At 52.6% G+C, this 13985-nt stretch carries 13 protein-coding genes; 6 read left to right on the forward strand and 7 right to left on the reverse strand.

The annotated features are described in order from the left end of the window. Positions 1 to 79: 79 nt before the first annotated feature. Genes SH678x_RS09245 through SH678x_RS09260 form a run of 4 tightly spaced genes read right to left on the reverse strand, consistent with a single transcriptional unit; the run spans position 80 to position 4380 of the window. Positions 80 to 2398 carry a PVC-type heme-binding CxxCH protein gene (locus tag SH678x_RS09245; protein ID WP_496922615.1) on the reverse strand — a complete coding sequence of 773 codons (2319 nt, stop codon included), beginning with the start codon at positions 2396 to 2398 and terminating at the stop codon, positions 80 to 82. After that, the gene (locus tag SH678x_RS09250) at positions 2365 to 3231 is read right to left on the reverse strand and encodes a serine hydrolase (RefSeq protein WP_496922616.1); all 867 of its coding nucleotides are present in this window, start codon (positions 3229 to 3231) and stop codon (positions 2365 to 2367) included. Before SH678x_RS09250 ends, SH678x_RS09245 begins: the two co-directional genes overlap by 34 nt. Continuing rightward, on the reverse strand, positions 3218 to 3973 hold the full coding sequence (locus tag SH678x_RS09255) for a DUF2817 domain-containing protein (protein ID WP_496922617.1): 756 nt from the start codon (positions 3971 to 3973) through the stop codon (positions 3218 to 3220). The genes SH678x_RS09250 and SH678x_RS09255 overlap by 14 nt, the downstream gene beginning before the upstream one ends. 32 nt (positions 3974 to 4005) lie before the next feature. Beyond that, positions 4006 to 4380 (reverse strand): DUF2237 family protein, encoded by a 375-nt coding sequence (locus SH678x_RS09260; protein ID WP_496922618.1) that lies wholly within the window; start codon positions 4378 to 4380, stop codon positions 4006 to 4008. Between the two features lie 162 nt (positions 4381 to 4542). On the opposite strand from SH678x_RS09260, the gene SH678x_RS09265 reads away from it, so the two are divergent. Continuing rightward, on the forward strand, positions 4543 to 5565 hold the full coding sequence (locus SH678x_RS09265; protein WP_496922619.1) for a class I SAM-dependent methyltransferase: 1023 nt from the start codon (positions 4543 to 4545) through the stop codon (positions 5563 to 5565). Positions 5566 to 5584: 19 nt separating this feature from the next. Further along, positions 5585 to 5866 (forward strand): pyrimidine/purine nucleoside phosphorylase, encoded by a 282-nt coding sequence (gene ppnP / locus SH678x_RS09270; RefSeq protein WP_496922620.1) that lies wholly within the window; start codon positions 5585 to 5587, stop codon positions 5864 to 5866. Here the strand turns inward: ppnP and SH678x_RS09275 are convergent. Beyond that, a complete protein-coding gene (locus SH678x_RS09275; protein WP_496922621.1) occupies positions 5857 to 6585 on the reverse strand; it encodes a YqjF family protein in 729 nt (242 codons plus the stop codon). The two genes, ppnP and SH678x_RS09275, sit on opposite strands and share 10 nt — an antisense overlap. 86 nt (positions 6586 to 6671) lie before the next feature. Here SH678x_RS09275 and SH678x_RS09280 point away from each other — a divergent pair, with 86 nt between their 5' ends. After that, positions 6672 to 6950: an Rdx family protein gene (locus SH678x_RS09280; RefSeq protein ID WP_496922622.1), complete on the forward strand. Its 279-nt coding sequence runs from the start codon at positions 6672 to 6674 to the stop codon at positions 6948 to 6950. A 269-nt stretch (positions 6951 to 7219) separates the two neighbouring features. Further along, positions 7220 to 7780, forward strand: a complete 561-nt coding sequence (locus SH678x_RS09285; RefSeq protein ID WP_496922623.1) for a hypothetical protein — start codon at positions 7220 to 7222, stop codon at positions 7778 to 7780. Positions 7781 to 7831: 51 nt separating this feature from the next. On the opposite strand, the gene SH678x_RS09290 is transcribed toward SH678x_RS09285, so the two are convergent. Further along, the gene (locus SH678x_RS09290) at positions 7832 to 9730 is read right to left on the reverse strand and encodes a sigma 54-interacting transcriptional regulator (RefSeq protein WP_496922624.1); all 1899 of its coding nucleotides are present in this window, start codon (positions 9728 to 9730) and stop codon (positions 7832 to 7834) included. 299 nt (positions 9731 to 10029) lie between these two features. On the opposite strand from SH678x_RS09290, the gene SH678x_RS09295 reads away from it, so the two are divergent. Both SH678x_RS09295 and SH678x_RS09300 read left to right on the forward strand, forming a co-directional pair. Beyond that, positions 10030 to 10860, forward strand: coding sequence for an enoyl-ACP reductase FabI (locus SH678x_RS09295; RefSeq protein ID WP_496922625.1), 831 nt, complete (start codon positions 10030 to 10032; stop codon positions 10858 to 10860). A gap of 295 nt (positions 10861 to 11155) precedes the next feature. After that, positions 11156 to 12187, forward strand: coding sequence for a hypothetical protein (locus SH678x_RS09300; RefSeq protein WP_496922626.1), 1032 nt, complete (start codon positions 11156 to 11158; stop codon positions 12185 to 12187). On the opposite strand, the gene SH678x_RS09305 is transcribed toward SH678x_RS09300, so the two are convergent. Beyond that, on the reverse strand, positions 12188 to 13948 hold the full coding sequence (locus SH678x_RS09305; RefSeq protein ID WP_496922627.1) for an AAA family ATPase: 1761 nt from the start codon (positions 13946 to 13948) through the stop codon (positions 12188 to 12190). Positions 13949 to 13985: the final 37 nt, after the last annotated feature.

Raw genomic sequence — 13985 nt, forward strand, 5'->3', positions numbered from 1 at the left:
TTGCGGCGGGCAAACACTCAACGGCCCAGAGCTTTGCCACTTTAACGCCCGGTTTAGCGTTCTTCACATCATGCGCAATCTATTGCATAAGAAAAGTGAGCAAGTCGCGCAGATCCTCAACCGTCAAGCTTTTCTGTAATCCCGCCGGCATAATCGACGATTTTGAAGGTTCACGGTGCGTAATCGCTTCGCTTTCTAAATCGAATTCCTTGCCGGCCGTATCGGCGTAAGGTTCCACGCCATCGTCGCCTCCCTTGGGCAGTCTTTGCCCGACATGAGTTTTGCCGTCGTCGGTGATGAGGAGCCAAGTCTCATAATGCGGTGCGACTTCACGACTCGGATCGAGAATCGATGTGATAACCCGCTCCCGCGAATTGGAAGCGGCGAGATTTGTTAGATCCGGGCCAATGTTGCCCCCCCGGCCACTGTGACGATGGCACGCACTGCATCTTGGCCCAACGTCGCTGAAAAACAGTCGGCGGCCTGAATCAGCATTACCTGGCGCAGCGAGGAGTTTGACCCACGCGTCAACATCGCCGGCGTCGGGCTGCTCATCGAATTTGGCTGGACTGAGACCGCTCAGCCGTAGGATTCGCTGGGCTTCTTTGGCAAGGCTGTCATTGCCTGCAGCGTATCTTTCTAGCAATTCACGATGCTCTTCAGCCACCGAAGCCATGCCTGCCAAGGCTTCGACTCTCACCGCGTCACTCAATTTGGGATCTTCGGCGAGTTTGATGAGTACTGGAAATCGTTCCGAATTGGTCTGTTGGGCCAGCGTGCGGGCAGCGGCGATTTGCAGCGGCTCGTAAGTGTCTTGCAACAACTCAGCCAGCATATCCAGCGTCAAATCTTTGTAGTCTGGCGACATCAGATTCAAAGCCAAAGTTTTGACTTCAGAACTACGCTTGGAGTTGCGTAACTCACGAGCCAGTAATCCGTCGGAAATACCGGTATGACGCTGCTCCGGTTCGCGGCTGAGCCAATCAATCGCCGCCAACACGGCGAGGAAATAGCGCTCGCTCGGCTGAGGCGCGTCCAGAAGCTTTTCCACTTCAGGCAACAATTCGGTGAGATGCTCCTCGGCGAGCCAGCGAAGCGCAAAGAGCCGCACATTGGGGTCAGGGTTATTCAGTTGCTTGCGAAGAAGTTCAACCAACTCAGCATGCGATATCACTTTGTTCCAGCGAGTCTCGTGCAATTCCGCCAGCGCGGCTAATCGGGCAGCCGGAGATTTGGTTGTTAGCGGTTTGAAGTCAGTCTTCATGGCTGGCGGCAATTCTAAACGCCAAATCCGCCCTTTTCCATGAACGGGGTAACTGCGATCAACCCAATCCGCGAACCAGAGCGAGCCATCTGGCGCGACAGCCATGCCTGTGGGACGAAAATCGGCATCGCCTTGAACAACAATCGTCCGCTCCGCGGAATATGTGCCATTCGATTTCGGCGTTAATTTGTAGCGCTCGATGCGATAGTCGCCCCAACTCGTAACCCACAAATAACCACGATGAAACAACACAGTCGTGGGGGCTTCTCCCGTTCCACAAATCATGGGAAATGTGCCAGGAAGTTCGCCATTCCAGGCTTGCAGCGGATGCACCCCTGCCCTGCCGTATTCAAAACGGAAACCATAATCCCCTTGGGCTGCCACGTTGATCAACCGGCAAGGCGGGCTCGCATCGGGATCGTTATCGACGCAAAAAAGTTCTCCTTTGGCGAGGCACAATGAAAAAGGATTCCAGAATCCCTCGGCATATCGTTGGAGATTCGAACCATCGAGCTTGCAAGTATAGATCGTGCCGACACCGCCCACGTTTTTGATCGATTTCTCATCACTGCCGACAAGATCGTATTCAACGCCAAAGTTTTCTCCCACGCCGAGAAACATCCTGTCGCCAGCAGCGCTGATTCCACTCAGAGCATTATGGGGATAGTCAACGGCTGTCTTGAGCTGCACGATTTTTTCATTGAAATCCGCCACGCCATCATCGTTGGTATCCCGTAGCAAATGCACGTCGCTGCGTGTTACCAAATAAACATCACCGTTGGGCAGTACGGCGACGTTCATCGCATGGCGGAACCCCTCGGCGAATGTTGTCCAGCGGTCGAGTTGGCCATCGCCATCGGAATCGCTAAACATTCTGAGCCGGTCACCGTTGGGGCCTTCGTAGCTCTCCGTCCGCTGATGCGTGTGAGATTCGATGACTAAGAGTCGCCCCTTCGCAGCAAAGGCCATCCCCACCGGCGTGACAATCTCGGGCTCACGAGCGATTTGCTCAAGCTGGCAACCCTCAATGAGAACGCGAGGTGGCGCGGCCACAGAAGTCAAAGCTGAGAAAGCAAACAGAAAAGTCAATACGTAGCGAATCATGGCTTCGAGGCCACCGCCCGATGTACGCACTTAGCGATCTCGGTAAAGGCTTCCAAGAATCGGGCTTCTTCGCCATCTTTACCCATCAGAGTGATGATGTACGGTCTGTCCGCATATTCGACGAGTGCCCATTCGGTGGCCACGCCTGGGATGCCACCCGGTTTGTTGGCGATGAGAATTTCGGCAGGTATCGCTTTGCGAACGGCCGTCGACTTGGGCTTACGCAGGATTGCCAGGACTTCATCGCTCGCGGTAGGGTTGAGAAATTTTCGCTGTGCCAAAGTCTGCATGATCTTGGCGGCCTCGGCGGGCGTGGAAACATTCTCTTCACCCCGCGCGGCAGCCGCCGTGTCCATCATGACGCGGCGCAATCGGGTTTGTGGGCAGCCTAGGGAATCGAGCCGTTGATTCACGTTGTCCATGCCGACCAAATCGATCAGCAGATTCGTGGCCGTATTATCGCTCAGCACGATCATCATGACGGCCAAATCGCCCGTGCTGATCTGGGAACCACCGTCGGAGAGTTGCGAGAGTATGCCACTACCACTCACCTGATTACTTTTTGTGATTGGATAGGGCTTGGACCAATCGATTTTGCCAGCTTCGCGTTGGGCGATCGCTTCGAGCAGAATAGGGATTTTGATCGCGCTGGCTTGGGTGAATAGCTGGTCTTCGTTGCGGCTGAACAGCGTCTCGCCATCGACGGTTATCACGTAATATCCGACAAGCCCAGACGCACCGTCGGCAATTTGCTCTAATTTCTTAGCAGTTTCACTCATGCGTTGATTGTCCGCTGCGTGGCCCGGCGTTGTCGAGAGCAAGACGAACGCCGCGATTATCAATCGGACTTTACGGCTTGGCATTTTCTTTGGCCTTCTCGTCCTGTTTAAAACGCAAGGCCGCCACAAGCGATTCGCCGTAAGTTTCCCAAAGTTCTTGCGGATCGCGGCTCGTCTTGCGAGGAAGTTCGAGCGTGATAATCGGCTTCTGCAAAGTTTCGCCAACAAATGATCCCAGCGAACCCGGTAGGCCTCCAAGTTTTTTGACCGGTAGTGGACTGACTTTCCCCATCGCCTCGGCCAACGCTTTGGCCGGACCATCGTAATCAATGCACTCCAGCGGTTGGTGGATGCTCACAATGCGATTCGGAAAGTAACGCATGATCGCTTGTAAGATGGCCCGCGATTCGGGCTCGGACAGCGGCGTGTCGCCGTGCAACTTCACATCGCCTTCTTGCCAGTTGCCGGCGGGAAAGTTGCGGTTGAGATCGATTCCACGAGGATTAAATCGCACGTCCGCCGCCATGCCATCCGGATTCGCTACTGGTATGATCACGACCTGTTTGCCGTTTAATTCTTCGGGGTGAGCTGATAACCACTCACCAAATGCTGCGACCAATGGCGTACCGGCCGATTCATTGCCGTGGATCGTGGCTATCACCATCAGAATGTCAGAACCCGTTCCGTAGACTTCGCACTCGATGTGGCGGCCTTCGGCAGAACGTCCGATGACTGTTTTTTCGACTTCAAGTTCTACGGCTTCGCAGCAGACCAAGAAACTCGAACTGACGAAGGCACAAAATAAGAGGAGTCGGATCAACGCCATCAAGGAAAGTCCCTTCTGAGTTATTGGGAAAACTAAGCCGAGGCTTCCACCGCGTGCGCCTGCAAGTCTTCAAGGTCGACGAATTCCAAAGTCGACATGTGCGTCGATTCGAGAACCACGGGCGGGGCCATTCCCGCCTCAAGGGCTTCTTTCCAGCGCGGGGCGCACAGACACCAGCGATCACCTGGTAGCAAGCCGGGAAACTCATACATTGCGTTGGGAGTGCTGAGGTCATTCCCAACCGCCTTGGAAAAGGCCAGAAAATCCTCGTTCACTTGAACGCACACTGTGTGCAGTCCCATATCGTCGCGGCCCGTGCGGCAGCAGCCGTCGCGATAAAAACCCGTAAGTGGGTCAAGGGAACAAGATTGGAGCTCGGTGCCGAGGACGTTCTTGGGCTGATGCATAGTGAAACCTTGGCTGCGAAAAATCGCGATTGATAACTAGTTACTTCCGCCAATTTAATCACCGGTTACAAGCAAAGCCAGTCGCCCCATTCCTTTTAGGGCTCAGATGATTATTATGAGGCTCCTAGCGGCGTTTTATCGTGAACTTCTGAGAGCGTGATTATGGCACTCCGTAAATTGAAAACCGTCGCCGAAGCCATTCCCTACGGGGTTTCGTACGCTTGGTTAAAATACCAGATTCGCTCGCCCGAGCCGCTCAATGAGGAGGCTATCTGGCAAGAAATTACCCGGCCGCTGCCCCCTGCGATTCAATTTGTCCGTGATCATTGGCCCTTGCGGCCACTCCGTTGGGCTCTGCTGCATGCCAAAATGAAGCAGGATCACGTGCTTGGCATCTCCGAGCATTACGACGTGTCGAATGAGTTTTACAAACTCTTCTTGGATAAAAAGTACATGTTCTACACATGTGCCGATTTCCTGCGCGGCGGGGATGAGACCATCGAAGAGGCCCAACAGAATAAAGCCGACTACATTCTGCGACTGATCGATCCCAAGCCGGGAGAGAAAATTCTGGAACTCGGTTGCGGTTGGGGGGCTATGCTCAAACGCATCTACGAGCATACCGGCGACAAGCAGAATCTTTATGGATTGACGCTATCCAAGGAGCAGGTGGCTTACAACATCGATAATAATGGCTTCAATGTGAAGTTTGATGATTTCATCACTTGCGATTATGAGCCGAACTCCTACGACGCGATTTACTCGATTGGTTCTTTTGAGCACGTAAGGCCAAATGAACTAGCACCACTCTCAAAGAAAATCTATGCCGCTCTCAAGCCCGGCGGTCGCGCGGTCCATCATTTTTTCTGCCGCGTTCCGCCACATTTGTTCGCGACGGCGATTTGCTCTCAGATCTATTTCCCCGGATCAATCGGCAGCACCTATAAGGAGCATTTAGATGCATTTGAAGGTGCGGGTTTCAGGGTCGCGCATCGTTCGATTCACGACTATCGCCCGACCCTGCGGGCTTGGTTCGACAATCTGGTTGCCAACCGCGAGCGAGCCCTGCAACTGGTCGATGTCGAAACTTATAATCGCTATGTGACGTTCTTCCCGTCGTCGTGGCGGTATTTTAACGACGGTTATGGAATGCTCGTCCGCTGGGTTTTAAGAAAACCCGCTTAAATTCAAACAAAGGTTTCTTATGTTCAAAGTCAACGAATACTTCGACGGCAAAGTTAAATCCATCGCGTTTCAAACCAAGACTCTGCCCGCGACCGTGGGAGTGATGGCCGCTGGAGAATACGAATTTGGCACCAGTCAAAAGGAAGTTATGACAGTGGTCAGCGGCCAACTGACCGTTAAACTGCCCGGCAGCGATCAGTGGCAAGATTTCCCCGCGGGAAAGTCATTCATCGTGGCCGCAAATGAAAAATTTCAGCTCAAGGTCGCCGAAGAAACGGCCTATCTCTGTACCTACGAATGAGCGATCGTGCTACCAGGATAGACGGCAACGGCCGATCCTTCGGCGAGAAAGACTGATTTTGGTGGTGGAGTTAAGCATTCGTTGAACGCGGAGCCATAGACAGTTCCAACATCACAGCAAAACTCCGCGTTTGCGGCCAGCGAAACCCGCCACGGCGGATGCTCGACGCGATATTCACTTGTTCGTCCATCGCGACGCGCGGTGTAGCCCCAATAGTGTTCGGTGATGAATTCTTCCAAACTACCTCGTGCTGGAATGGTTGGAGGCGATAGCTTGCTTACTTCCAACCGATGCCAACCGCGAGCATCATTCCAGGCATATTCGACACGTTTAGGGAGTGAGGCAGATTCGTCCAACTCAATGGTGGATCGCATGGGATGCGCCACGAAATTTTCGTCGTAGAGTTTGCGTGCAACCAGTGCGATAGCACTGCGGGGGACAATTTCTTTGATAAACGCCACGCCTCGTCGCCAACCGTCGGCTGCACGATGACGGATATAATAACGCAGGTTCACTTCGGGGAAATTGCGATGCCAAGGAATTGCCAACCCTCGCACGCGTGTATTGCGGTACAAAAAACCGACGATGCTCACGAAGTGGTGACCATTAAAATCGTCCAACTCGGTTCCACGGGGCACGAAAGGCGCTAAGATCTTCGGATCGACCTCGTAGTTGAGCATCGCCAGATGGAGCCATTCGGTAGTTAAAAAAGGTTTCATGGCGTCGTTGTCAAAGACTACTTGTTCTCCAGTTCTAACCGCACGGCTGCTGGTGCTGTAACATAGAGAGAAACAGGAATCCGATCATGCCCAATCGAGTTGAGATACGCTACTGCCGCCAATGCCGTTGGATGCTCCGTTCGGCGTGGATGGCTCAAGAACTGCTCACCACGTTTGAAGAAGAACTCGGCGAGGTTGCACTCTGCCCCGGCACCGGCGGAATATTTGAAATTCGCGTCAATGACGAACTCGTTTGGTCGCGCGCGGAGTCAGGGCGTTTCCCAGATATCAAGGAACTTAAGCAGCTTGTGCGGGATAAAGTTGCACCTGAGAAAAACCTAGGTCACAGCGAAAAGAAGGTATGAGAGTGCCGAATATCGCTTAATATTAAAAGCTTTATTGGCGGACAAATGGTACAAATTCGTCAGCACGCGAGATTCCTTCCGGTAAGACAATCGGATGGAGGATTTCCCGACCATCGATGGATACAATCAGCGTTGCGCGACCAGGGGACAAACGAGGACAGTCACCAGTGATCATTAGTCCTGAGTTGCCGACGTGAGAGACGTTTAGTTGGGCACCGTCTTCATAAATAAGTGTTAGCGAAACATCAGTGGAATAACCGGTCGTTGCCATGATGTACGATAATAAGTTGCTTTTTGAGAACGTGCTTAATTATTGTAAGCGTAAGGTTGCAGACGTTGAGCGTCAAGACAGCCTGGGCCATGGCTCCGACGGCGCTGTTTGGAAGACTTCGATCCCCTCCGCAGTTAAAGCATTCTACAAACAAGCGAATTACAAAATCGAGTTAGAATGTTATCAAAGGTTGAAACAAGCAGGAGTAAACAAAATCCATGGTTTCAACATCCCCATGCTTGAAGGTTTCGATGACACATTACGAGTGATCGAAATTACCTTTGTAAGACCGCCGTATTTTCTTGACTTTGGAAAAGCAACCACTGACGATCGGCGTAAAGAATATCGCGATCCTCAATTTCTCGCCAAAGCCATTCATTCATGGCAACAAGATTTCGGGGCTAAATGGAAAGAAGTCGCGGCGGTTATTCATTACCTCAAAGATAAACACGAGATACTGTATTTGGATCCGCGGCGTGGAAATGTCAATTTCGGTGATGCTGAAGACGATAATGATTGGCTAGCCGAGCCTGGGATTGATTATTCAGAATACGAATAGCTCTGTAGCCCCGCGTGGCGAGCTAAAAGTAGTGAACAGAGATTGTACCTGCTAATCGTTTTCTTCTTCCTCTTCCACAACACCCATCTCGAGTTGCCGCATCTTGCGATAGAGATTCGAGCGGTGCAGCCCGAGTCGTTTGGCGGCCTTGCTCATATTGCCGTTGGCTTTCTCGATGGTTTGCTTGATAAATTTCTGCTGAAAATCGTGTGTTGCCGCGGCGAGAGTGGAATTGAAGTCAAATTGCAAAGTATCGCTGACCGCGCCAGCGTTGATAAAGGCCAACTCCTCGGCTTCGATACGATCTCCTGATGTCAGATAAGCCAAGCGTTCCATGAGGTTGCGCAGTTCGCGAATATTGCCAGGCCAGGCGTGCTCCAAAAGTCGTTTCTTGGCTGCGATTGTGAACTGAGGGCGGTTGCGGCCCATGTTGCGACAAAAGGAATCGAGAAAATAATCGGCTAGCAGAAAGACATCTTCTCCACGTTCACGCAGCGGTGGTAATTCGAGACTTACCACATTAAGACGGAAGAACAAATCCTCGCGGAACCGCTTTTCGCGGACCATCTTGCCCAAATCTTGATTGGTCGCTGCCAGGATTCGCACCTCGGTGTAAATCGGTTGCGAGCCGCCCACACGGACGACAGTTTTGTCTTCCAGCACGCGGAGTAATTTTGCTTGGCCGCTCAAGCTCATGTCGCCGATTTCATCAAGAAATAGTGTTCCTCCTGAAGCCAGCTCGAACTTACCTTGGCGAGTTTCTCGGGCATCGGTGAACGCACCTTTTTCATGACCAAAGAGTTCACTTTCAAGCAACGTTTCAGTAAGAGCCGCACAATTGACGGCTATAAACGGCTGCTCGCGGCGACGGCTCAAATAGTGAATCGATCTCGCGACCACCTCCTTACCCGTGCCGTTTTCGCCCAGTATAAGTATTGCCAAGTCGGTATCGGCGATCCGGCGAATCGTGGAACGGAGTGCCCCGATGGCTGGACTTTCGCCGATGAGTTGCAATCCCCCCGCGGCTTCCTCAACCATTTGTTGATGTTTGGTGAGCAAATCCTCCCATTGCTGAGTGCTCTCAAGCGCAACGGCCGCGTGAGTTGCTAGTTCTGTCAGCGCCTGCTCATCATCGTCTGTGAACAAGCCATTTTTCTTGTTAAGGACTTCAAACGCTCCTAAGCATTGGCCAGGAGGTGATATCAGAGGTACACAAAGTAAGGTTTTGGTTGTGTAGCCGGTTTCTTTGTCGATCACGCGGGCAATTTTGTCGTCATCGACACCGCCACCCACGCGGCGCGGTTCACGCGATTCGACAACTTGGCCAACGATCCCCGTGTTCTCGGGGATGCGCAGTTCCCCACCCTTTTTGATGCCAAGAGCGGGCCTTCCCACGAGCATTTTGTTCGGCTTATCCCAAAGAAAGATGCTGGCCCGATCGGCTCCTAACAATTCCGTCGCAGCTTGAGCCATCGCTTTGAGCAATGACTCCATGCAATCGGATTGCCCCCAGGTATGGGTGATCTCCAGAATTTTCTGGAGTCGAAGGATGCGTTGGGTGCGCTGCTGTTGTTCGTCGACAATTTTTAGGGCCGCGGAAAAGTTGCCAAGCAATTCTTTGAAATCATTGTTCGCAAGATTGCCGCGTATCAGCATGACTTGCTTTTCATCGAGCGGCACGGCGGCAAATTCTTCATTTCGTACCACTCTGAGTTTGTCGAGCGCATCGGCTGCGAGATCAGTGGGTAGCGATCGCGGCATATCGCCCGCGCTGCCAAGGACATTCCACTCGGGTGGAATTGATTCGACAACCGCCAACCCATGACTGGCGGTCAGTTTGACGAGCCAGGGAAGTGCTTCTTTGACAAACTTTTCAACCGATGAGGCAATGCCTGCTTGCTCTAAGAGAAAAGTCGTAAGCTCTTTATTATTCTTGACTTCTGTTTCCATCTCAAACCCTGATGACACCTCGAATGCGGCGTTTGTAATCAATAAAATAGATACTTAGTCAAAGTGACTAAGTAAACATATCCCACATGTGTCAAAAAAGCAACGGTTGTGAGTCAGTATTTTTGGTTGTGTGTATCAAAATGATAAATCCGTAGCGAATGTCGTAGGATATTGCCCAAATTTCCTGGTTTTAGCCCCCTGTTGGCACTCATGGCTAAGGTGTTATCCTGCGATGCTGGCTCTTTTGAGCCGCAAATCGAGGCACACACCGGCTAATTCAGTAGGACGAGGACGACGTCATGGGCTTATTTACTGGCAAAAAAGGACTTATCACCGGGGTTTTCAACAAGCAGTCCATCGCTTGGGCGATCGCCGACAAGATCATGAGCGAAGGGGGCGAATGTGGCTTTTCCTACATGCCTGACAAGCCTGATGACGAGCGCAAAAAGAACCTCAACCGCATTGATAAGCTCACCGAAGGCAATTCGCAGGTCAAGTTTTTGCAGCCGATGGATGTGACCAACGACGAACACCTGTCGGCACTTCGTGATGTTTGCAGTACCAAGTTGGGCAAAATTGATTTTCTGCTGCACTCGATTGCTTTTGCTCTTCCCGATGATTTGAAGCACGACACGATCCTGACCAGCCGCGCCGGATTCAAGCTGGCCATGGAAATCAGTGCCTACAGCTTGATCGCGTTGTCGAATGCCATGCAGCCTGTGCTCAATGACGGGGCCAGCATACTGACCCTCACCTACTATGGTGGCGAAAAAATAGTTCCGGGTTACAACGTGATGGGTGTTTGCAAGGCAGCCCTCGACTCGATCGTCAAATACTTGGCTTACGACTTGGGCCCCCGTGGCATTCGCGTCAATGCTCTCAGTGCTGGTCCTTTGCAGACCATCTCTGGTCGTGGTGCAGGGGTCGAGGAAATGCTTGGTTTGTACGAGGCCATGGCTCCCTTGGGACGCAACATCACGCACGAAGAAGCAGGCAACTGCGGCGCGTTCTTGCTCTCCGACATGTCTGCCGGAGTGACGTCGGAAATCCTGCATCTCGATGGCGGTTACAACGCCATGGGCTCACCCGGTCGATTGATTGATCGCATCAAGGCGGCTCAAGCCACTTGATCGTTTTCGGGCCTGATCGCTAGCGAATCACTAGCTAGCATGCTAGAAATTCTGCGGAATTTACTCTAGGTGTTTCCGCGCGCGGTCTGTAAATTTTGCAAAGTCATCGCGACGAATTACTCGTGCGATGGCGACCCCGCAGTATTGATTCGCCCCCAAGATCCCAGTTCCTTGCTGATTCGGCGAATGAGCGTTTGAGTTGTGCAGAGTTGGTCCGCCGTTTGCACGCTCACGATTCGCCTGAGTATTTTGCTCTAGGACATGGATCGTCCTTCAACCCCGCACAGGTTTGAGCATGGAAGCTCCCCTTTTTGGGACTAGTGGTCGTTGCGCCATTAAGTTCTTGTTATCACTCGTACTTCTCGCCATCATTCATTGCGCTGCGCAGGCCGGCGCAGGGTATCGAACACAAAACTTCACGGTGGATGCGCCCACGCCACAATTGGCGAAAGAGATCGGCGACTTCGCCGAAAAGTATCGCAAAGAATTGGCAATCGAATGGTTAGGGAAGGAACTTCCCGGCTGGTCGAAGCCATGTCCGATCAAGGCGCGTGTTGAACAAAACTTGGGGGCCGGCGGCGCGACAAGTTTCGTGTTTGATCGTGGTGAAGTGTTTGGCTGGCGCATGGATATTCAAGGCTCGCGCGAACGGATTCTCGATTCCGTGTTGCCTCACGAGATCACACACACCATTTTTGCCTGCCATTTCCGTCAACCGCTGCCGCGTTGGGCCGACGAAGGAGCTTGCACCACGGTCGAGCATCACAGCGAGATTTCCAAGCAGGAAAACATGCTGATTGAATTCCTGCAAACTCGTCGCGGAATTCCGTTCAGCCACATGTTTGCGATGAAGGAATATCCGCAGGACGTGTTGCCGCTTTATGCTCAAGGACACTCCCTCGCACAGTTTTTGATTTCCCAATACGGCAAACAGGCATTCTTGGAATTCGTCGCCGATGGCTTAACCGACGAAAATTGGCCTCGCGCGATCAAGGAAAATTACGGTTACAGCGACTTGCTCACCTTGCAGAATTCCTGGCTCGGTTGGGTCAAAGAGGGTCGGCCTCAGTTGCAATTGGCCAGCAATGCCAAGGCACGCGGAACCGTTGCTCAGCCAGTCTCTGCTCCTGCTTCCACGGTTGTACGTGGCCAGGATCCGGATTCTGGAGCAAAGTCAGGCGGATGGGTGTCCGTGGGAGCTGCGGCATCACGGCCCACTCCCAATCGGTCTGCTGAGCAACGCGAAGTCGCTGCTGCTCCTGCAGGGCCCAGCGTCTATGAAGCTTTGAGCAGCGGCGCTTTAGGTGGTGGAACTGTCCGGCGGTAACTATTTAGACGGGTTGTTATTAGCTTGGTTACCGTTGGCCTGGTCGCCATTGGTACTGGCCACCAAGGTTCCCCAGTCGGCAGAGAAATTATGCTCGCACTTTGGACAGCGTACTTGTTGCCCCAAAAATTTCGTCGGCGCATCCTTGCCGTGTTTACAAGCAGGGCATTCGATATGAAATCTTAAATGGCTATCCTCGGTGACGTTAACAAATACCTCCAGTGGCACATCCTTAAATTCCACGTCTTGTGGTTCGAGCATCGATAACTGCTCAACCGATAGCTCTGCAATTTCGGCAATGCGGTTGGCCATCAAGCGAATCGCATGTTCGAACAAGTTGCGAGCCGCTCGGCCATTGCCGAAGTAGCGGTCGCGACGTTGCCAGAGATAATCGAAGCCGACGATCACTTTCGCACGGGTTAACGGTTTGAGAGTGTATTGGTTTTTGTCGCACATCAAACCAAAGATTTGAGTCAGCTCCAGCGGCGAGTAGTCCAGAAACTCAAGGTTGCGGCTAAAACGGGACGACAGTCCGGGATTCGAGCGCAGCAGGATTTCCATTTCGAGCGGATAACCCGCCAAGATGACCACGAGTTGATCGCGGTTATCTTCCATTCTTTTCAAAAGGGTTTGCACGGCTTCATGGCCAAACGGATCTTCCCCTTCGCTGGAAATGAGCGTGTAGGCTTCGTCGATAAACAAGACTCCGTCCAACGCTTCGTCAATCTTCTTATTGGTTTTTGGGCCGGTTTGGCCAGCGTACTCGGCAACCAAGCCCGAGCGATCGGTTTCGACCAGATGCCCTTTCTTGAGTACGCCCATCGCACCGAAAATCGTACCGACGATGCGGGCGACGGTTGTTTTGCCCGTCCCCGGATTGCCGTTGAAGACCATGTGCAAACTAAGGTTTGTCGTGGGCAAGCCAGCTTGTTCACGCTGCTTCTGAACTTTCAGGAAATTGGTAAGCGTCCTCACTTCCTGCTTGATGTTGCCCAAGCCAATCAGGCGGTCAAGCTCGGCGAGCGCATCTTTCAAAACCTGCTCAGGAGATTTTTGAGGCTCTTGCTTGCCTTCTATTTCTTCAGCAATTTTGATCCTGGGCTGGCCGAGTAATTGGGGATCTTTCTGCACGGCTGTGGAACCGTGCCGTGTTTCGGGAAGCTCATTGCGATCGAGCAAAATTTTGTCGATCGCTTCGATGCGAGCTTGCGATTCCTCTTCGTGCTGGGTTGGCTCGTCGATGGGAATTTGTCGCAGGTGGCGGTGCAGTTCATCCTGCACCATCTTCACGTGGAGAGCTTCCCGTTCCTTGAGTGGGCCATCCGCGCGGGCAATCACGTTGGCCAGGCGCATCGCGATGGTTTCTAGTTCACCGACGCGCTCACGCAAAGGGGCAATTTGATCGAATGGTCGCACGAGCGCGTACCATTTAAGCGACGACGCTTTGCCCGACATGTCGTGAATCGCCGCCTTGAGGGCTTCTTCGTTGAGCCATTGGCTCCACAGATGAAAGAGCAGCACTTCGGCGAGAAATTTCTCGTTGGTGCTCCAGCGACGATCCGCTTCGCAAATCGTGATGAAAATTTTCACCACCAAGGCGCGATGCAGATCGTCCATGAGTTGGACGAACCCACTCCCCGACTGAGGAAGTTGATCGGGAAAATCTCGCACGCATTGTTCGCCAGCCGACAAATAAAGTTCGCGGCACTGGCCTAGAAGTTGGCGAAATTGGCTCGGCAGATCAGAAAACTCAAATGTCATGTGCCCCATTATCCGCTCGCCGAGCGTGCGGACAAGG

It is taken from the genome of Bythopirellula superficialaquae (assembly GCF_059632245.1).